Below are 18,052 nucleotides of genomic sequence, written 5' to 3'. Positions count from 1 at the left end.
ATATGTTGTTTGATGTTATATTGGCTATAATTATCTTTTTAGTAACGTTAATACTTGTGATCTGGCAGCCTAAAGGTCTATCCATTGGCTGGTCTGCGATCGGTGGTGCAATTTTGGCACTTCTTGTTGGAGTTGTTGGATTTCAGGATGTATTAGAAGTAACCGGGATTGTCTGGAATGCAACACTGGCGTTTGTAGCAATTATAATTATTTCCTTAATCTTGGATGAAATCGGCTTTTTTGAGTGGGCAGCATTACATATGGCTCGTCTCGCTAAAGGTCATGGTATCAAAATGTTTGTTTATGTCAGTTTACTAGGTGCTTTGGTGGCAGCTTTTTTCGCAAATGATGGAGCAGCTTTAATTTTAACACCGATTGTTCTGGCAATGGTACGTAATCTGCAATTTAAAGAAAAAATGGTCTTTCCATTTATTATGGCTAGTGGTTTTATTGCTGATACAACTTCACTGCCGTTAATCGTTAGTAACTTGGTGAACATTGTTTCGGCAGACTTTTTTGAGATTGGTTTTGTTGAATATGCATCACGAATGATCATTCCAAACTTATTTTCCATTATTGCTACGATTGGGGTATTGTATTTATACTTTAGAAAAAATATTCCGAAAAACTATCAGCTTGATCATTTAAAGAAGCCGGCTGAAGCATTAAAGGATATCAAAATGTTCCACCTGTCATGGTATGTTCTTGCTATATTATTAGTTGGTTATTTTGTAAGTGAGTTTATTACAGTTCCTGTATCAATTATTGCTGGTATCATAGCTATCTTTTTTCTAATCATGGCACGAAACAGTGCAGCGGTTAATACGACAGAAGTAGTTAAAGGAGCACCATGGGAAATTGTTTTCTTCTCTATCGGTATGTATGTCGTTGTCTACGGTCTTCGTAATGCCGGACTTACCGACGTCTTGGCAGGACTTATTCAGTGGAGTGCGGATCAAGGGTTATTCAGTGCTACTGTTGCCATGGGCTTTATCGCTGCCATTCTATCTTCAGTCATGAATAATATGCCAACTGTAATGATTGATGCACTGGCGATCGCTGAGACAAATACTTCTGGTGTCATACGAGAAGCTCTGATATATGCAAATGTGATCGGTTCTGACTTAGGTCCAAAAATCACACCGATTGGTTCATTGGCAACTCTTTTATGGTTGCATGTATTATCGCAAAAAGGTGTGAAAATTTCTTGGGGTACTTATTTCAAGACAGGGATTATTCTCACTATCCCCATTTTATTTATTACGTTAGTGGGCTTATATCTGACATTGTTATTATTCTAATTTATAGGAGGAATTCAAAATGACGAAAAAAACTATTTACTTTTTATGTACAGGTAATTCTTGCCGCAGTCAAATTGCTGAAGGCTGGGGAAAAAAATATTTAGGTGACGGCTGGAACGTATACAGCGCTGGAATTGAAACACATGGATTAAATCCAAATGCGGTCAAAGCGATGAAAGAAGTAGATATTGATATTTCCAATCAGACATCTGATAAAATTGACATGGAAATTCTACGTAATGCTGATATGGTTGTTACTTTATGTGGGGATGCACGTGATAAGTGTCCGGTCATTCCATCTGGTGTTCGAAATGAACACTGGGGATTCGATGATCCGGCCAAAGCAGAAGGAACAGACGAAGAAAAATGGTCTGTCTTCCAGCAAGTGCGTGATGAAATTGGAAAACGGATTAAACGTTTTGCAGAAACAGGAGAATAAATAGTGAAAAGAATGGACTTTTGAATTTTAGTCCATTTTTTTTGTTTAGTGTTATCAAGGTGCTAAGTGTCCGTGTCATAATAGGCATTTTAACATCACAAGTGTAACCTTTTTTTTAGAAAAACGACTAATAGAAAAAGGGAGGCGATGTGGAGGATGAAATATTTTCTTGGTATTATCTTGATATTATTGTTAACCGCCTGTGGTACATCTCTTGATAATGGGAATAAAACACAAGGAGATTCAAGTAATGAAGGGCATAATGAGATGGAGGGGTATGTGGCAAGTGTAGAAGATAATCGTGTATTAGTTGTCGAGAACCGATTGGATCCAACAGTTACTGAGTTTGATCCACAGCAACATGACGAGGCAGGAAATGCGATTTATTTTAGTCTCGAAGAAATAGAAGATAGTATGACTAATTCACTAATCAGAGGCGAAAAAATTCAAGTTACCCATGGTGCAGTGGCGGAATCCTATCCTGGGCAAAGTAGTGCCGTTGCCATAAAAAGAATAGTTGACGAAGACCATGATGTAGTAATAAAGCTTGATCAAACACTAAATTTAATGGTACTGGAACAATTTATACAACAAGTAGAAAAAAGTGAAGATGCTATTATGCGAGTTGTCCAATATACGACAGAAGGCGATCCGGTTTTTAACAATTATATGTTCGAAAATGGAGAACATAGTATAAAAGTGGATGCAACCCAAGATAACTTTGGTGTGGCTGAAACAATAAGAGACGTATCTTGTCCACAATTAGAATATTATTTAATAGATAATCAAAACATAATGTTCGAACTGACAGGTTGTGACAATGAGGGTGGAGCATTAGCGATCGCGAGTCTTCCTATTGCAGATATCATTGTTCCTGAAGATATTTACCATCGTATCGAAGTCATCGTAAATGATGAAGTCGTATTGGATTCAAACGATAAAAATGAAATAGGAGAGATAATTACAAAAATTCGTGAAGGTACACCACAATCAGTGATGACGATGACTATGATGGCACCAGAAGGAGAAATCAAATTGTATGGCAAAAATGGAACCATTCAATTTGATTATCAAAAGGCAGGAAATGTGATCCGTTATAATACATTTGTAGAGGCTGGTTTAACATTTGACTAAACATGGGGAATACTCCATGTTTTTTACTAAGCACAAATATCTTGAAATCGAGATAAACGTATGATAAATTGTATTTATCTCAGTATCGAGATAAATACATATATTATCTCAGACTGGGAAAATATAAAGTATCAAAGAAGCAAAGGAGTTTTACAAATATGGTAAAAGTTGCAGTAGTTTATTACAGTTCAACAGGTATAAACTATCAATTAGCGAATTGGGCAGCAGAAGCAATAAAAGAAGCAGGAGCGGAAGTGAAAGTAGTACGCGTTGCTGAGACAGCACCGGAAGAAGCAATCGCACAAAATCCAGGCTGGAAAAAACATGTAGAAGAAACTAAAGATGTCCCTGTAGCAACGACTGAAGATCTAGAATGGGCGGATGCTATTATTTTTAGCACTCCAACACGTTTTGGAAATGTAGCATCACAAATGAAACAATTCATCGATACACAAGGTGGTTTATGGGCGTCTGGTAAGACAGTAAACAAAGTAGTAAGTGCAATGTCATCTGCTTCTAATCCACACGGTGGACAAGAAGCAACAGTTTTAAGCCTTTATACATCTATGATGCACTGGGGGGCAATCATCGTTCCTCCAGGATATTCTGATGATTCATTATTTGCAGCTGGCGGTAATCCATATGGGACAAGTGTTACGCAAAGCCAGGAAGATGGTTCCATGGTAGAAGATGTTCAAGCAGCAGTTAAACATCAAGCAAAACGTGTCGTCGAAGTAGCAAATAAAATTCATGGATAAGACTAGGTAAGAATTTTAAAATAAATCCTTTTAAATAATAGAGAGAGTAGCAATAATTTTTTTGTTACTCTCTTTTTTTACATATTCGCCCCCGAAATCTCCTCATATCAGTGACACCGTATATTCCAATGGCTGTAGATGGCGGAACATATTAAACTCCACCATGTAAAAAATCCAAATAGAAGTATGAAGAACTGAAGCGAACACCTAAAAATCCGACTTGATCTTAGCTATGAATTCTTGCGAAATGGTCCAAGCCCAAACAGATAAGAATTACGAAAATCTTACATTTTTCAAAGATTTTTTCATACAATTCTTTTAGAGGTGATAATAGTGACAAGAGTATCATATAACGAAAGTGACATTAATTTAATAGCAAGAATGTTGAGGGCAGAAGCCATTGCTGAAGGGCGACTAGGGATGCTCATGGTTGGGAATGTTATTGTAAATCGGGCAAAAGCTGATTGTTTAGATTTTAAGGATGTAAGGACTATACGTGATGTAATTTTTCAAGTTCAAGGTGGAAATTATTCTTTTGAAGCAGTACAAAAAGGTAGTTTATTTTATAGACCAGCAAGAGAAGTGGAGAAAAGGTTAGCACGACAAGTTGTAAAGTATTGGAGAAAACATCCTTCTAAATATTCTCTTTGGTATTTTAATCCGTATGCTGAATGTCCACCTACATGGTATGGTCAACCATTTGCAGGACAATATAAACAACATTGTTATTATGAACCACAGGCTAATACATGCGGAAGTGCTTATAGATTTTAACAAATACACAATACATTGGGGGGATTTTGATCGTTATCGATCAACACTCCCTTTAGTCTACTAGTAATATATATGTAGATACACTGAAAACGAAGAGTGTAGATAAAAGTAAAAACGAGAAATATTCTTTTTTTTCGATAACTAACATTTCAATAACCCGAACAGAATTAGATAATCCTAAAGAAAATAGCATAGCAAAAAGTAATAAAGTCGGAGAATCAGTTGACGGATTTGAACTTACTAACCCCGTAATAGATATCAATAACACTCGAACTGCAAAATAAATCGTTAAAACACTAAAAATAATGTCTATAGCTAAAAATAACTTATTTCTCTCTAAATACTTTTTTTGAATCTTTTCTCCTATTTTCATTTTCAGCCCTCCTTATAGCCATGTATACGATTAAATTAAGCTGTCATAAGCATAATCTCTTCTGTCAATATTTTAACATAATATTCCAAAAAGTTGAAATTAATCCATAAAAAAGACGAACATTTAATGACCGTCAGTTGAACTCATGCATCTGTTAGATAAAGTAAAATTGTTAACAATTTCAAATTTTTTCTTTTATTGTAGTCGTACGGTTTAAATAACCTGTACAAAAAGACCTTCCCCTTGAAGCCATTCAGCTATGAAAACATCTTTGTAGTCAGTAATATTATAAGTGTTTAATTGTGATTTCAGCCAAGATTCATCAAAGCCCAAATCAATGATTTCGTCCCATAAAACTTCTCCGTCTCTTATCAAAGTGATTGGTACGGAAACTACTTGTGAAGGCATATTAAAATCTTCCTGAGTCGTTTTTTGATACTTTGACTTTTTTAAAATACTAAGCGATCCGTTTGCCTCTAAATAGCAAAAGGCGACTTCACGAATAGAAAAGGTTTCACTTTGTCGAAGTAAATTTTGTAATTGATTTAAATTCATTCGATTTTTCTTTAATGCTTCACGATCAACAATTCCATTTTTGATAAGAGCAGAAGGTTTCCCTTCAACCAAACCTCTGATTGCAAGGAATTTTTGACTTAAATACTCAACGAAAAAAAGTAATCCTCCCCAAATACACATAGAATAAATAATATAAAGGACGCCTATTTTATGATCGTATAAAGCATTTCCAATTAATTCTCCTAAAACAATAGCTGCTATAAAAGTGAACGGGGAAATTTGATTAATGATTTTTTTTCCTACAAATTTCACTATGATAAACAAGAAAAAAAATCCAACTATAAGTTCAATTGTTAAGTACATAATTTTCATTTATATACAAACTCCACTTTTTTAAATTTGTTCAACCGATACTAGTAATATTTTGCATGATTTTCACCTGAATATGTATCGATATTACAAATCAATCAGATAGGTGCTTTAAACCTTTTCTGTAAAAAAATCGATATCATCATTCTTTGATTCAATCTACTTCATTAGCTTTGTTACTTTTCTATGTTATTCTTCTTGTTTATGTTCAAAGCAATATATAAAAGTAAACCAAACGCTCCTCTACCAAGCAATACCAGACCGAATTCTCCAATTAGTAATAAGACATAAGTTACAATCATACCAAGTAATACATATAAAAATACTTGCATTTAAATATCCTCCTTACCAAAACTTTAATATTTCTTCTTCCACAATACTGCAATGTAATTAGAGTGTTGGAAATAGCTATTGTCGGTTGGAGAATTTGGTATGTTAATTAGTAGGGTTAATAAAACTTGATCAAAAGTACGAATTATGTCAAAGTAGAAGGTAGTAATAGAATAATGAATGTAGGGGGACCGGTGTTGCCGGTTGAGACTGTATCCGTAAGATGCTGACCCTTAGAACCTGATCTGGTTAGCACCAGCGTAGGGAACATATGAGATAATAGTATCTATATGCGCCCTAGGCAATTCGTCTAGGGCGCTTTCTTATATGTTCCTCTAAAAAGATAATATAAATAGGGGGATTTCATCATGAAAAAATTTTTAATTGCAATCATAGGTTTGTTTATTTTGGCAGGATGTGGGAATGAAGAAAAGACACAAGAAGAATTAGAGAAAGTTACCTTAGTATTAGATTGGACGCCAAACACTAATCACACCGGACTTTATGTAGCCGAATCAAAAGGATATTTTAAAGAAGAGGGCCTTGATGTGGAAATTGTCATGCCAGGTGAAGCGGGGGCAGATCAAACTGTAGCTTCTGGCCAGGCAGAATTTGGTATTAGTTATCAGGAACAGGTAACAGAAGCACGTACTCAAGATATACCACTCGTTTCGATTGCTGCAGTTATTCAGCACAATACTTCCGGTTTTGCTGCACCAGTGGAAAAAGGAATCACATCACCTGCTGATTTTGCAGGGAAAACGTATGGTGGTTGGGGTGCTCCTGTTGAATCTGCAGTTATCGATGCGTTAATGAAACAAGAAGGTGCATCTGTAGAGGATGTAGAAATCGTAAATATGGGAAATACCGACTTTTTTACAGCAGTTGAACGTGATGTTGACTTTGCCTGGATTTATTATGGCTGGACAGGAATCGAAGCCGAACTTCGAGGAAAAGAAATTGATATGATGTATCTCACGGACTATTCGGAAAAACTAGATTATTATACGCCAGTTATTACAACAAATGAAGAGATGATTGAACAAAACCCGGAAACCATTGAAAAATTTATGGCTGCAGTAAGTCGCGGCTATCAAGATGCAATTGATCATCCAAGTGAAGCTGCTGATATCTTAGTTGATGCCGTACCAGATTTAGATGAAGAATTAGTCCATGCAAGCCAAGAATGGGTATCGCCAAAATATCAAGACGATGCAGACAGATGGGGCGAGCAATCAGCAGAGGTATGGAGTAATTATGCCGAATTCATGTTTAATAATGACTTGTTAGAGCGTGAACTAGACGTTGAAGCAGCGTTTACCAACGAATTTTTACCAGAATAATGGAGGGATCGCAATGGCTGAAGCATTAGTTAGTGTACAAATCATTCCAAAGACACCAAAAGGAGAAGATTCAATCCCTTTTGTTGATGAAGCAATCAAAATTATCGAACAAGCGGGGGTCAAATATCAAGTCAATCCATTAGAAACAACCATGGAAGGTGATCTTGTAGATTTATTATCTGTTATCGAAAAAATGAATCATCGTATGCATGAGTTAGATTGCCCAAGTGTTATCTCACAAGTTAAAATTTATTCTCATAAGAATCATAAAGCTTCTATGAGTGAATTGACCAAGAAATATCGTTAAATGGGAAAAAGCGGTCACTAAACAATAAAAAGTGGCCAGTAAATAGGAGCATGTTTTATGTTTAGAAAGTCATTTTTACCAGTCACAGTGATCATTAGTATTTTAATTATATGGGAAGTTTCCAGTCGCATCTTTGATATTCCGACCTGGGTCCTTCCTGCACCAACTGTTATTATTCAGGAAGCGATCAGCGGCTGGAATGACTACCAGCACCATATATTTTCGACAGTTTTGTTGACTGTTTGCGGACTAGCTATTGGTGTTAGTGTAGGGTTGATTATTGCGGTAGTCCTTCATGTTTTGCCCAAAATTCGAGAAGCACTATATCCACTGCTTATCATGTCACAAAATATTCCGATTATTGTGCTCGCACCACTGCTTGTTATTTGGTTCGGATTTGGTGTAACGCCGAAATTATTAATTATTACTTTAGTATGTTTTTTCCCAATCGTTGTATCTACCATAGATGGATTAAGGCATACAAACCCGGAATTAATTCATTACATGAAAATGGCTGGCGCTTCGAAAAAGCAAATTTTCATGAAGCTTGAATTGCCTCATGCGGTTCCACAAATGTTTTCCGGCTTAAAAATCTCAGCTACCTATAGTGTAATGGGTGCTGTAATATCTGAATGGTTAGGTGCCAATGAAGGAATTGGTGTATACATGACGTTGGCTTCATCATCGTTTCGAACTGACAGGGTATTTGTTGCCATTTTATTTATTATGATTTTATGTCTGATTTTTTTTGCGATTATCATTGCTGCTCAAAAAATCATATTAAAATGGCATCCGGGTAAGGAGGATCAATAATGAGTACACTAGAACTCGAGAAAATTACAAAAAGCTTCGGTGAACAGACGATTCTGGATAACCTGGATTTACAAGTGAATGATGGTGAATTCGTCTCCTTACTAGGACCGTCTGGAAGTGGGAAAAGTACAATTTTTCATCTAATCGGCGGGCTCTATCAAGCAGACCTTGGCACGATTCGATTGGATAATGAAACGATTAATGGTAAAAGAGGCGCTATTAGTTATATGCCGCAGACACCATCGTTATTCCCGTGGCGTACGGTTTTAGAAAATGTTATTTTAGGTATGGAGTTATATCAAAAGCCTGATAAAGAAAAAGCGCTCGCGATGTTGGAAAAGGCTGGATTAAAGGATTATGCCAACGCCTATCCACATGAATTGTCAGGTGGAATGCGTCAACGTGTTGCATTTGTACGCAGTTTATTAAGCCCACAATCTTTTATATGTCTAGATGAACCTTTTTCAGCATTAGATGAGTTCACAAGGTTAGAAATGCAAAAATGGTTATTAGCTATCTGGGAGCAAGAACGGCCCTCTGTCTTATTTGTGACACATAACATTGAGGAAGCTATTTTCTTATCAGATCGAATTCTTGTCTTAGGTGCGAAGCCTGCTAAGGTCATCAACGAATTCAGCATTGATTTTAATCGTCCGAGACAGGAAGAATTAACCTTATCGACAGCATTTCTTGAAAAGAAAAAAGAAATCTACCAAACATTACGAGGTGTATTGGATGTTTGATGCACATATTCATTTGGATTGGTATCAGCCAAATCAACAAAAAATAATTATGGATACATTAGAAGTGGATGGTATGATTGCCGTATCAAGTGATCTGAAAAGCTGTGAAAAAGTTTGGCAATTATACAATCAGTATCCAAAAGTTTTTCCGGCTTTTGGCTGGCATCCGGAACAACCACTTCCAACTAGTCAAGAAATAGCACAAATCGAAACTTTGATTCATAAACACCATGATCAGATAGTTGCCATTGGCGAAGTGGGTTTACCTTTTTATAAGAGAAAAGAGGAGCCCAATCTCCGTTTGCAACCTTATATTGTAATATTAGAACGATTTATGATTTTAGCCGCGCAATATGATTTGCCGATTGTTTTGCATGCAGTATATGACGATGCGGTGACGGTATGTGATTTATTAGCAAAGCATGGCGTGAAGCGTGCCCATTTTCATTGGTTCAAAGGAGATGCAGCAACGGTTCAGAGGATGATCGAATCAAATTATATGATTTCTGTAACACCAGACTGTGTTTATGAAAAGGAAATCCAAGACTTGATAGGAAGTTATCCAATGGAACTAATGATGGTTGAAACTGATGGTCCTTGGCCGTTTGAAGGTACCTTTCAAGGAAAAATGACACATCCTAATATGATAAATGATGTGATTAGGAAAATAGCGGGGATTAAAGAGTTACCATTACAACAAGTAGTAGAACAGGTGGAACAAAATACGAAAAAATTCTATCGACTAGAGAAGCATATATAAGCAAAGCCCGAAACTCTTTTCGGGCTTTGCTAATTTTATAGAAAGTGTCCAGTAAATCGTAAAAAGTGTCCAGAAACGGTGCCAAAGTGTCCAGTAAATTAAGAAAAGTGTCCAGAAAAACTGTAAAAGTGTCCAGAAAAAAATTATCAGAAAAAAACTAGATTTTCATTATTCACAAGCTACTCCATCACCATCGCCATCCATATAACTACCATAACCTGGATCCCCTTCGTACAGCGGTGTTGCACCAGCTTCACGCGCTTCTGTACAATTAGCATATTCAACATCCTTATCTTCTTGATCATCAGTAGGGATTTTATGGTTAAATCCATCATCTGTTACGTATCCATCAATACTCCAGATTCCAATCTCTGCTTCACGTGCTAGTTGTTCCGCTTGTTTCATTTCGTCTTGATGGGTGTAAGGTGGATCATAGACATATGCATAACGCGCTAATCCTTCTTCTAATAATAATTGGTTAAAATTTTCTCCATCTACCCAAATATAGCCGAGTAGACGATCATATTTATCACGCTCTGGTCCATCAAATTCAACTTTAACTTCTTTGCCAGTCAGCTTTTCGACTGCGAAATTAGACGCTTCCGGACCGAACGGCTGAACAGGGAGGTTAGGGTGTTTTGTTTCCGGAGTATCGACTAATAACAGTCTTATTGTTTCTTCTTGACCATCTATGTCAATATTGACTGTATCTCCATCGACTACACGACTGACGGTTGCCTTAGCGAAATTATCATCATTTGAATTAGATTCTTGAATTTCCTGTGTTACTGTTTCGCCGGTTGTATTGTCCGTTGCTGGTGTATCGGTTTGATCATTTTCGACTGTTACCGTACCACAGCCAGTCAGTACGGTAATCACGATAAGTAAACTGATCAACCATTTTTTAATAAACATGATGTGTCCTCCTGTTGTGCTCATTGTTATAATTGTCACTAGTAAGTTATCTAAAAAAAGGTGGTATGTTAAGATGTATACAATTCTTTTATTTCTGTTATTAGTAATTTTGGGATTTTTATTAAACTATTTAGACATTCGTGTATATCTCCCATTAATTGTCTTTAGCTTAATGTTAGCCTTAATGATTAGAGGTGTATACTTATTGAACAGTATACACAAAAAAATAGTAAGAGAAAATAAAACATTAAGTGAAAGAATACTAGAAAAAAGATTAAATAATAGGAACGATTAGATTTTCTTATGATAGAGTGGGAAAGGAATATTGTATGAAAAGAATGGTATTTATACTGGTAGGGATCATGATCACTTTTTTTATTATCCATACGGCGGTTATCACCATTGATGGGTTATCCGATGAAAGAGAAGCGTCAGAGATTGGCGTTGTCCTTGGTAATAAAGTCAATAAAGACGGCACACCTTCCAAAAGACTACAGGAACGTCTAGATAAAGCGGTTAGTTTATATTTGGATGACAGGTTACAAACGATTATTGTTAGTGGTGGCATCGGCAAAGAGGGACATGATGAAGCAGCAGTAATGAAAGAATATTTAATAAAAAAAGGTGTGCCAGATTCTTTCATCATCCAGGATAGCAATGGCTATGATACTGAAATGACGGCAAAGAATACGCTGGAGATTGCACATCAACACGATCTGTCAACAGAGAGTATCACCGTTATTACGCAATTTTTTCATATTAGTAGATCAAAATTGGCGATGAAGCAGCACGGTTTTACTAAAGTATATGGAGCACACGCAGAGTATTTTGAATGGCGAGATATTTACTCTACGATTCGTGAATTTCCTGCATTTTATAAATACCTAGTTGACTAATTTCTTTTTACCTGATAGGCCGATCCCCTAATGTAAAAATCTGTAATGGTTTTTTTACCTCCTTTAAATATGAACGTTTTATGACGGATTGAACTATTAGTAGATAAAAATAGAAACTAATCGTTATAATTAAGTAGTAATCACATTCTAGTCCAATAAATAATTACGAAAGTAACTAGGGGAATAGAAAGGGGATAAAATAATTATGAAAAAATTACTTTTAGGCATGATGACATTATCATTAGCACTTGTGCTAGCAGCTTGTGGTGGTGGTAATGATGAAGGAAGTTCGAATAATGATGGAGAAACTGCAAGCGGAGAAGGTGAAACAGTAGACATTACAGCCTCTAACTGGCAGTTTGATCAAGAAGAATATACGGTGCCAGCAGGTGAAGTAACAATAAACCTTACAAATGAAGAAGGCTTCCATGGTATAGAAGTAGAAGGAACCGATATTTCGTTGGATGAAGAAGGTTCTGCAACTGCAACACTTGAACCAGGAGAATATACAATTAGATGTTCGGTCATGTGTGGTACTGGTCACGATGATATGGTAGCAACGTTAATAGTAGAATAATGAAGCATGAAGGTCTCCTAGTATTTAGGGGATCTTTTTTTGTGTTAGAATAACATAGAAAATAATAGCTTGCTTTTCGGCAAGAGAACTATCTACTTAAAAAGGGGTTTCTTATGAATATCCATGTTTTATATGAGGATAATCACTTGTTAATGGTGGAAAAACCAGTCAATGTACCTGTACAAAAAGATCAAAGCAATGACGAGGATTTGCTCACGATTTTGAAACAAGATATCAAAATCCGTTATCAGAAGCCTGGTAATGTATACTTAGGTTTAGTTCACCGATTAGATCGACCGGTTGGTGGAGTGATGGTATTTGCGAAAACGTCAAAAGCTGCATCACGGCTATCTGATACGATTCGAAAAAATGAATTAAACAAAACATATTTAGCTGTTGTCAGAGGGGTTCCAGAACCAACCGGAGAATGGGTGGATTTCTTATGGAAAGACAAACGCCAAAATATTGTCACGGTTTCGTCCAAAAATAATCCAAAAGCTAAGAAGGCAGTACTGGATTATCGGCTTTTAGCAAGTGAAAATGGCTTAAGCTTAGTAAAGATCAATTTACATACCGGGCGTCCTCACCAAATTCGTGTTCAGTTTGCATCGCGAGGCTATCCTTTATATGGCGATCAAAAATATGGCAAAAGGGTAAACAAACCTGGTCAGCAAATTGCATTATGGTCACATGAATTACGATTTATCCATCCGGTTCGAAAAGAGGAAATCAATGCTTCATCATTTCCACCTGATCAGTATCCGTGGTCGAACTGGGAAACATTACTTACGAATTAAAGAGGGGGATAACAGATGGAGTTCGGGGTTTACAGTTTATCCGAAATATTAGAAAATCCAAAAACAAAACAAGCCATAACGACAAAAGAGCGTGTGGATATGATAGTTGAAATGGCTCGATATGCAGATCAGTCAGGAATAGATCTATTTGGAGTGGGAGAGCATCATCGTTTGGACTATGCAATTTCTTCACCACAAATGCTGCTCTCTGCCATTTCTCAGAAAACAAGTAAAATAAAATTAACAGCATTAACATCATTATTAAATACTACGGATCCGGTCAGGTTGTTTGAAGATTTTGCAACTCTCGATTTGTTATCTGGTGGAAGGGTTGAATTTACAGCAGGTAGAGGTGCTTTTGTAGAATCCTTTCCATTGTTTGGGTATAACGAAAGGGATTACGATCAGCTTTTCGAAGAGCATTTACAACTGTTTCTACAATTGAATCAGCAGCAAAAAGTTACCTGGAACGGAAAGTATCGCTCCGCATTAGAAGAAGCAGAAATTGCGCCTCGTCCCCTGCAACATAGATTACCAATCTCTATTGGGGTAGGCGGTACAATTGAAAGTGCCGAGCGTGCAGGTCGCAACGGCTGTGGTCTAACCGTTGTGATGATCGGTGGGATTGCTAAAAAATATCAGCCATTGGTCCATCGATATCGTGAAGTATACAATGGAGATAAGTCGCAAGTTGGAATCGCAGGTCATACGTTGATTCGCAAAACAGAGACTGAATTGGAACAAGATTTTTACTCTTACTATGCAAATTATTGGGAGCATTTAACCAAGCAGGGAATCGGTGGTGCGATGGGAGCAGCTAGAACCGATTTAGAGTTTATTACAAGTAAAGAATCCACGCTTTTCGTTGGTACGCCTGAACAAATTGTTGAAAAAATCCTTTATCAATCTCAATTATTTGAACATGATCGTTTTTATGCACAGGTAGATTTTGGTGGACAACCCTTAGAATCAATTAAAAAAACGATTGATTTGTTAGTGTACAAAGTAAGACCTGAAGTAACTAAAAAATTAAGAAAACAATTCTAACTGGTTCATGATGCTTTTTTCCCTAGCATGTGGTAGGATTAATTGATGAAAGCGGTTAAAAGGGGGATGACATGAACTATAATTTAATTCGAATACCATTGCTAACAGCGCTAGTAATTATGATGATTTTAGACTTAACGGGTGTTATTTATGTTCCTGGTATTGTAATATTTATTATTGCTGCTGCGTTAATATGGTATAACATTTATATTCGTCGAAATGTGTCTAATCAAAACAAAAAAAAGAAGCTAAAGTAAGAAGAGGACAATGAAAAAATTGTCCTCTTTTTGTTTGTTTTTGCTGATTATGGGTAAGTTAACATTAAACTTGAATTGGAAGGTGTGAAGACTATGAGACAGCGAATAATTGATTGGCCGACATTTATTGGAGCGTTTTTACTGTTATTAGCAGTGACTATACCTCTGATTTTATTTCCTGAAGAAGGGAAAGAAATTGTCGGAAAGGCTAATACTTTTATGACCACTAATTTTGGTGTGTTGTATTTAGCGATGGGTCTCATTATATTTGCTTTTCTATTATTTGTCGCATTTAGTAAAAATGGACATGTTAAGTTAGGTGATGAGGGTCAAAAACCTGAATTTAATACTTTTTCATGGGCAGCGATGTTGTTTGCGGCAGGTATTGGTTCAAGTATTTTGTACTGGTCAGTAATTGAATGGGTTTACTACTATCAAGGACCACCATTCGGTTTGGCTGGTGAATCAACAGAAGCAATTCAGTGGGCTACTGCTTATGGAATTTTTCATTGGGGGCCGATAGCTTGGGCAATATACACACTACCAGCATTACCAATCGCCTACTTTTTCTATGTTCGTAAAAAGCCTGTACTAAAAGTAAGTGAAGCAATTAGACCTGTTTTAGGTGACTGGGTAGATGGTCCAGTTGGAAAAATTATCGATATTCTTTTCATTTTTGGATTATTAGGTGGGGCAGGTACTACATTAGCGTTGGGAACACCAATGATTGCTGAAGGAGTAAATTATTTAACAGGATGGCCTGTTACCTTATGGATGCAAGCAGTTATTATGCTCGTCTGTACGACTATCTTTGCGATAAGTGCTTATTCCGGTTTACGTAAAGGGATAAAACTTTTAAGTGATATAAACCTATGGTTAGCTCTGTTTATTTTAGCTTTTGTTCTCGTTCTTGGACCTACCCGGTTCATTTTGGAAACCACATTCAATTCCTTAGGTATATTGTTAGACAATTTCTTTAAAATGGCAACATGGGTAGAACCGTTTGGAAATATGGGTGATTTTACGAAAACGGGGTTCCCGGAAGCATGGACCGTCTTCTATTGGGCATGGTGGCTGGTATATGCACCATTTGTAGGCTTGTTTGTAGCTCGTATATCAAGAGGGCGTACGATTCGTGAAATGATTTTTGGTACGATGGTATATGGTACGCTTGGGTGTGTGCTTTTTTTCGGAATCATGGGAAACTATGGATTGCATTTACAGTTGACAGGGCAATTTGATGCCATCAATCATATTAATGAATTTGGAGCACCAGCAACGATTATTGCTATTATTGCTCAACTACCACTTCCTGGATTAATGGTTGGTGTATTTACTATTCTTGCTGTAATATTTTTAGCAACTACGTTTGATTCATCTTCATTTATCTTAGCGTCAGTCGCACAAAAGGAAGTGGAAGATGAACCGTTAAGATGGAACAGGTTATTCTGGGCATTTACATTATGTATTATGCCGCTTGCATTAATGTTTCTGGGTGGTTTGGATACTTTGCAGACAACAAGTATTGTTGGTGGTTTTCCATTAATTTTCATTATGTTTTTATTAGCATGGTCATTTATGCGTGCGTCCAATCGGGATATTACCGTGTCTGATAATTATGAATCGCCTACTATCTATATCAAACGCTGGAAAAAGAAAAAGAAGAAGCGTTCACCAATGGAAGTATTAAAAGATCAAAATCCGGATCGACCAGATGAATAAAAAATAATGCGATCAGCTATGATGCTGGTCGTTTTTATATTCTTTAGTCAGAATCTATTCCGTATTTCATATACTGATTTTTAACATGTGTCTTTACACGTGTACGATTATCTGTATAATAAGAATCATGACATGAAAGGATAGGTGAGAGAAGTGAATCAAAAAGAGAAATTTTGGGGACTTATTATTTTGATCATTGTTATTCTTGGTTATGTGATTCCTTACACATTCCTTAGTGATGTTACCAAATGGTATGGAAGCTTTTTGATTTGGTCGATATTAGCATTCATTACCATTTTGGCGAATTACTTTTTAACGACGAATTGGAGTGACGAGGAATGAGCACAACATTAGTTTGGTCAACCATTGCAATCTATGTAGTCATTGCTATTGTAATTGCTTATCTATCAAGAAATGGCAAACAAAGCAGTATGTCTGGCTACTTTTTAGGTGAACGAAAATTAAATGGCTTTGTATCAGCTTTAAGTTATAGTGCCACAACTTACAGTGCTTTTATGTTAGTCGGACTTGCCGGACTTACTTACAATGGTGGTGTAGGTGCGTTTGGATTTGAAATTATTTATTTTATGGGGGTTTCCCTAGTCGCAATATTTGGTCCGCGTTTCTGGTTAGCTGGTAAAAAGTATGGATATGTTACACCTTCAGAAATGCTAGGAGACAGATATCAAAATAAATGGGTAGCAATAGTTACAGCTGTGGCAAGTTGTTTATTTCTGATTCCTTACAGTGCAGTTCAATTAACAGGAATAGGGTATTTGCTGCAAGGTGTGACAAATGATGCTATTCCATATACAACAGGTGTTATTATCGCGATGGTGTTAGCACTGGTCTTTTCATATATTGCTGGGATCCGTTCGGTGGCATGGACTGATTCCTTACAATCGTTAATCATGATCATTACCTCAACGATAGTTGTCATTCTGATCGTTAATAGCTTAGGCGGGATGAGTGGATTTTTTACATCGATTGAAGAGAATAATCCAAACGCATTAGCTGTTCCAGGTAACGGGTTTTTTAATTTTTGGACGTTTTTAGGACTGACAGTACCGTGGTTTTTCTTTAGTATATCCAACCCACAGGTAAGTCAGCGTTTATTTATGCCTGCTTCATTAAAAAGCTTGCGTCATATGTTGTTAGGTTTTTTAGTTTTTGGTCTTATTTATACGGTCGTATCGGTTGTTTGGGGTTTTTCAGCATCCATTTTGTTTCCGGGCTTAGAAAATGCCGATTTAGCAACTCCAATGCTATTATCGTCTGATGTCGTTCCACCAATTTTAGGTGTTATTGTTATGGTAGGAATTATGGCTGCTGCGATTTCAACAATTGATTCAATTTTATTAACGTTATCATCCTTATTCTCACGAGATGTATATCGCAATGTAAAAGGAGAAAACGACGATCATAAGCAATTGTTAATTGGCAAAATTGTTATTCCGGTAATTGCCGTATTAGCCTTCTTATTTGCCCAATTAGAGCTGGACTTAATTGCCGTTCTTTCTGTTGCATCTTCTGCAGGTTTAATTGTTGTCGTACCGGCTATAATCGGGACATTTTTCTGGAAGAAAGGTACAGCAGTTGGTGTGATAGTCAGTGTTATAATTAGTAGTACTCTCGTGATTTATATTGAAGCAACAGGCGGATTATTACTTGGTTTGAAGTCAGGTATATGGGGGATTATAGTATCAACGGTTTTATTTATTGTGATCAGTTTAACGACACAACCTCCAGAGCGAAAAGCAAATGAATTCATTGATTATGTAAAAGGACGCATGAAAAATAAGAAGTAGTCGGTTACCGGCTGCTTCTTTACTTTTGATTGAAAATGTACTAAACTTGTAAAGTTACTTATTTACCTAGGTA

At 36.6% G+C, this 18,052-nt stretch carries 22 protein-coding genes and 1 riboswitch; of the genes, 18 read left to right on the top strand and 4 right to left on the bottom strand.

Annotated features, from left to right (window positions below; genetic code table 11):
• Nucleotides 1-2: 2 nt before the first annotated feature.
• The 5 genes from ACTWP4_RS19460 to ACTWP4_RS19440 all read left to right on the top strand — a co-directional run bounded on the left by ACTWP4_RS19460 (nucleotide 3) and on the right by ACTWP4_RS19440 (nucleotide 4,406).
• Nucleotides 3-1,301 carry an arsenic transporter gene (locus ACTWP4_RS19460; RefSeq protein WP_443130453.1) on the top strand — a complete coding sequence of 433 codons (1,299 nt, stop codon included), beginning with the start codon at nucleotides 3-5 and terminating at the stop codon, nucleotides 1,299-1,301.
• Nucleotides 1,302-1,320: 19 nt separating this feature from the next.
• Nucleotides 1,321-1,740 (top strand): arsenate reductase (thioredoxin), encoded by a 420-nt coding sequence (gene arsC, locus ACTWP4_RS19455; RefSeq protein WP_443130452.1) that lies wholly within the window; start codon nucleotides 1,321-1,323, stop codon nucleotides 1,738-1,740.
• Nucleotides 1,741-1,896: 156 nt separating this feature from the next.
• A complete protein-coding gene (locus tag ACTWP4_RS19450) occupies nucleotides 1,897-2,874 on the top strand; it encodes a DUF4362 domain-containing protein (protein ID WP_443130451.1) in 978 nt (325 codons plus the stop codon).
• Nucleotides 2,875-3,032: 158 nt separating this feature from the next.
• Nucleotides 3,033-3,632: an NAD(P)H:quinone oxidoreductase gene (wrbA, locus tag ACTWP4_RS19445; RefSeq protein WP_443130450.1), complete on the top strand. Its 600-nt coding sequence runs from the start codon at nucleotides 3,033-3,035 to the stop codon at nucleotides 3,630-3,632.
• 333 nt (nucleotides 3,633-3,965) lie between these two features.
• Nucleotides 3,966-4,406 carry a cell wall hydrolase gene (locus ACTWP4_RS19440; RefSeq protein ID WP_443130449.1) on the top strand — a complete coding sequence of 147 codons (441 nt, stop codon included), beginning with the start codon at nucleotides 3,966-3,968 and terminating at the stop codon, nucleotides 4,404-4,406.
• Nucleotides 4,407-4,458: 52 nt separating this feature from the next.
• Here the strand turns inward: ACTWP4_RS19440 and ACTWP4_RS19435 are convergent, their stop codons facing one another.
• The 3 genes from ACTWP4_RS19435 to ACTWP4_RS19425 all read right to left on the bottom strand — a co-directional run bounded on the left by ACTWP4_RS19435 (nucleotide 4,459) and on the right by ACTWP4_RS19425 (nucleotide 5,996).
• Complete coding sequence (locus ACTWP4_RS19435) at nucleotides 4,459-4,779, bottom strand: hypothetical protein (RefSeq protein ID WP_443130448.1); 321 nt, start codon at nucleotides 4,777-4,779, stop codon at nucleotides 4,459-4,461.
• Between the two features lie 213 nt (nucleotides 4,780-4,992).
• The gene (locus ACTWP4_RS19430) at nucleotides 4,993-5,667 is read right to left on the bottom strand and encodes a DUF421 domain-containing protein (protein ID WP_443130447.1); all 675 of its coding nucleotides are present in this window, start codon (nucleotides 5,665-5,667) and stop codon (nucleotides 4,993-4,995) included.
• 173 nt (nucleotides 5,668-5,840) lie between these two features.
• Nucleotides 5,841-5,996, bottom strand: a complete 156-nt coding sequence (locus ACTWP4_RS19425; RefSeq protein WP_443130446.1) for a hypothetical protein — start codon at nucleotides 5,994-5,996, stop codon at nucleotides 5,841-5,843.
• Nucleotides 5,997-6,168: 172 nt separating this feature from the next.
• Nucleotides 6,169-6,278, top strand: a riboswitch (TPP riboswitch).
• An 84-nt stretch (nucleotides 6,279-6,362) separates the two neighbouring features.
• On the opposite strand from ACTWP4_RS19425, the gene ACTWP4_RS19420 reads away from it, so the two are divergent.
• The 5 genes from ACTWP4_RS19420 to ACTWP4_RS19400 are packed head-to-tail and all read left to right on the top strand — an operon-like array spanning nucleotide 6,363 to nucleotide 9,960.
• Nucleotides 6,363-7,337 carry an ABC transporter substrate-binding protein gene (locus ACTWP4_RS19420; protein WP_443130445.1) on the top strand — a complete coding sequence of 325 codons (975 nt, stop codon included), beginning with the start codon at nucleotides 6,363-6,365 and terminating at the stop codon, nucleotides 7,335-7,337.
• Nucleotides 7,338-7,350: 13 nt separating this feature from the next.
• Nucleotides 7,351-7,644 (top strand): thiamine-binding protein, encoded by a 294-nt coding sequence (locus ACTWP4_RS19415; protein ID WP_443130444.1) that lies wholly within the window; start codon nucleotides 7,351-7,353, stop codon nucleotides 7,642-7,644.
• A gap of 57 nt (nucleotides 7,645-7,701) precedes the next feature.
• Nucleotides 7,702-8,457, top strand: coding sequence for an ABC transporter permease (locus ACTWP4_RS19410; protein ID WP_443130443.1), 756 nt, complete (start codon nucleotides 7,702-7,704; stop codon nucleotides 8,455-8,457).
• Nucleotides 8,457-9,200 carry an ABC transporter ATP-binding protein gene (locus ACTWP4_RS19405; protein ID WP_443130442.1) on the top strand — a complete coding sequence of 248 codons (744 nt, stop codon included), beginning with the start codon at nucleotides 8,457-8,459 and terminating at the stop codon, nucleotides 9,198-9,200. Before ACTWP4_RS19410 ends, ACTWP4_RS19405 begins: the two co-directional genes overlap by 1 nt.
• Nucleotides 9,193-9,960 (top strand): TatD family hydrolase, encoded by a 768-nt coding sequence (locus ACTWP4_RS19400; RefSeq protein WP_443130441.1) that lies wholly within the window; start codon nucleotides 9,193-9,195, stop codon nucleotides 9,958-9,960. Before ACTWP4_RS19405 ends, ACTWP4_RS19400 begins: the two co-directional genes overlap by 8 nt.
• 168 nt (nucleotides 9,961-10,128) lie before the next feature.
• Here the strand turns inward: ACTWP4_RS19400 and ACTWP4_RS19395 are convergent, their stop codons facing one another.
• Entirely contained in the window at nucleotides 10,129-10,875 is a 747-nt protein-coding gene (locus ACTWP4_RS19395) for a thermonuclease family protein (protein WP_443130440.1), read from the bottom strand.
• Nucleotides 10,876-11,204: 329 nt separating this feature from the next.
• Between ACTWP4_RS19395 and ACTWP4_RS19390 the strand changes: the two genes are divergently transcribed.
• From ACTWP4_RS19390 to ACTWP4_RS19355, 8 genes are all read left to right on the top strand, one after another.
• The gene (locus tag ACTWP4_RS19390) at nucleotides 11,205-11,771 is read left to right on the top strand and encodes a YdcF family protein (RefSeq protein WP_443130439.1); all 567 of its coding nucleotides are present in this window, start codon (nucleotides 11,205-11,207) and stop codon (nucleotides 11,769-11,771) included.
• Between the two features lie 205 nt (nucleotides 11,772-11,976).
• Nucleotides 11,977-12,348: a cytochrome C oxidase subunit II gene (locus ACTWP4_RS19385; protein WP_443130438.1), complete on the top strand. Its 372-nt coding sequence runs from the start codon at nucleotides 11,977-11,979 to the stop codon at nucleotides 12,346-12,348.
• Nucleotides 12,349-12,461: 113 nt separating this feature from the next.
• Nucleotides 12,462-13,145: an RluA family pseudouridine synthase gene (locus tag ACTWP4_RS19380; protein ID WP_443130437.1), complete on the top strand. Its 684-nt coding sequence runs from the start codon at nucleotides 12,462-12,464 to the stop codon at nucleotides 13,143-13,145.
• A 15-nt stretch (nucleotides 13,146-13,160) separates the two neighbouring features.
• Nucleotides 13,161-14,192, top strand: a complete 1,032-nt coding sequence (locus ACTWP4_RS19375) for an LLM class flavin-dependent oxidoreductase (protein ID WP_443130436.1) — start codon at nucleotides 13,161-13,163, stop codon at nucleotides 14,190-14,192.
• 71 nt (nucleotides 14,193-14,263) lie between these two features.
• Complete coding sequence (locus ACTWP4_RS19370) at nucleotides 14,264-14,449, top strand: hypothetical protein (protein WP_443130435.1); 186 nt, start codon at nucleotides 14,264-14,266, stop codon at nucleotides 14,447-14,449.
• Nucleotides 14,450-14,542: 93 nt separating this feature from the next.
• Nucleotides 14,543-16,171 carry a BCCT family transporter gene (locus ACTWP4_RS19365; RefSeq protein ID WP_443130434.1) on the top strand — a complete coding sequence of 543 codons (1,629 nt, stop codon included), beginning with the start codon at nucleotides 14,543-14,545 and terminating at the stop codon, nucleotides 16,169-16,171.
• A gap of 153 nt (nucleotides 16,172-16,324) precedes the next feature.
• The gene (locus ACTWP4_RS19360; protein WP_443130433.1) at nucleotides 16,325-16,513 is read left to right on the top strand and encodes a hypothetical protein; all 189 of its coding nucleotides are present in this window, start codon (nucleotides 16,325-16,327) and stop codon (nucleotides 16,511-16,513) included.
• Nucleotides 16,510-17,979 carry a sodium:solute symporter family protein gene (locus ACTWP4_RS19355; RefSeq protein WP_443130432.1) on the top strand — a complete coding sequence of 490 codons (1,470 nt, stop codon included), beginning with the start codon at nucleotides 16,510-16,512 and terminating at the stop codon, nucleotides 17,977-17,979. The genes ACTWP4_RS19360 and ACTWP4_RS19355 overlap by 4 nt, the downstream gene beginning before the upstream one ends.
• Nucleotides 17,980-18,052: the final 73 nt, after the last annotated feature.

It is taken from the genome of Gracilibacillus sp. D59 (assembly GCF_052246695.1).
Classification (GTDB): Bacteria; Bacillota; Bacilli; order Bacillales; family Amphibacillaceae; genus Gracilibacillus.
This window is presented reverse-complemented; position numbering and strand designations above follow the sequence as displayed.

Coding starts and splice junctions, on each gene's coding strand:
- wrbA (WP_443130450.1), top strand. CDS start 3,033: ATGGTAAAAGTTGCAGTAGTTTATTACAGTTCAACAGGTATAAACTAT.
- ACTWP4_RS19390 (WP_443130439.1), top strand. CDS start 11,205: ATGAAAAGAATGGTATTTATACTGGTAGGGATCATGATCACTTTTTTT.
- ACTWP4_RS19385 (WP_443130438.1), top strand. CDS start 11,977: ATGAAAAAATTACTTTTAGGCATGATGACATTATCATTAGCACTTGTG.
- ACTWP4_RS19425 (WP_443130446.1), bottom strand. CDS start 5,996: ATGCAAGTATTTTTATATGTATTACTTGGTATGATTGTAACTTATGTC.
- ACTWP4_RS19430 (WP_443130447.1), bottom strand. CDS start 5,667: ATGAAAATTATGTACTTAACAATTGAACTTATAGTTGGATTTTTTTTC.
- ACTWP4_RS19380 (WP_443130437.1), top strand. CDS start 12,462: ATGAATATCCATGTTTTATATGAGGATAATCACTTGTTAATGGTGGAA.
- ACTWP4_RS19450 (WP_443130451.1), top strand. CDS start 1,897: ATGAAATATTTTCTTGGTATTATCTTGATATTATTGTTAACCGCCTGT.
- arsC (WP_443130452.1), top strand. CDS start 1,321: ATGACGAAAAAAACTATTTACTTTTTATGTACAGGTAATTCTTGCCGC.
- ACTWP4_RS19355 (WP_443130432.1), top strand. CDS start 16,510: ATGAGCACAACATTAGTTTGGTCAACCATTGCAATCTATGTAGTCATT.
- ACTWP4_RS19420 (WP_443130445.1), top strand. CDS start 6,363: ATGAAAAAATTTTTAATTGCAATCATAGGTTTGTTTATTTTGGCAGGA.
- ACTWP4_RS19415 (WP_443130444.1), top strand. CDS start 7,351: ATGGCTGAAGCATTAGTTAGTGTACAAATCATTCCAAAGACACCAAAA.
- ACTWP4_RS19375 (WP_443130436.1), top strand. CDS start 13,161: ATGGAGTTCGGGGTTTACAGTTTATCCGAAATATTAGAAAATCCAAAA.
- ACTWP4_RS19405 (WP_443130442.1), top strand. CDS start 8,457: ATGAGTACACTAGAACTCGAGAAAATTACAAAAAGCTTCGGTGAACAG.
- ACTWP4_RS19395 (WP_443130440.1), bottom strand. CDS start 10,875: ATGTTTATTAAAAAATGGTTGATCAGTTTACTTATCGTGATTACCGTA.
- ACTWP4_RS19435 (WP_443130448.1), bottom strand. CDS start 4,779: ATGAAAATAGGAGAAAAGATTCAAAAAAAGTATTTAGAGAGAAATAAG.
- ACTWP4_RS19400 (WP_443130441.1), top strand. CDS start 9,193: ATGTTTGATGCACATATTCATTTGGATTGGTATCAGCCAAATCAACAA.
- ACTWP4_RS19365 (WP_443130434.1), top strand. CDS start 14,543: ATGAGACAGCGAATAATTGATTGGCCGACATTTATTGGAGCGTTTTTA.
- ACTWP4_RS19410 (WP_443130443.1), top strand. CDS start 7,702: ATGTTTAGAAAGTCATTTTTACCAGTCACAGTGATCATTAGTATTTTA.
- ACTWP4_RS19460 (WP_443130453.1), top strand. CDS start 3: ATGTTGTTTGATGTTATATTGGCTATAATTATCTTTTTAGTAACGTTA.
- ACTWP4_RS19370 (WP_443130435.1), top strand. CDS start 14,264: ATGAACTATAATTTAATTCGAATACCATTGCTAACAGCGCTAGTAATT.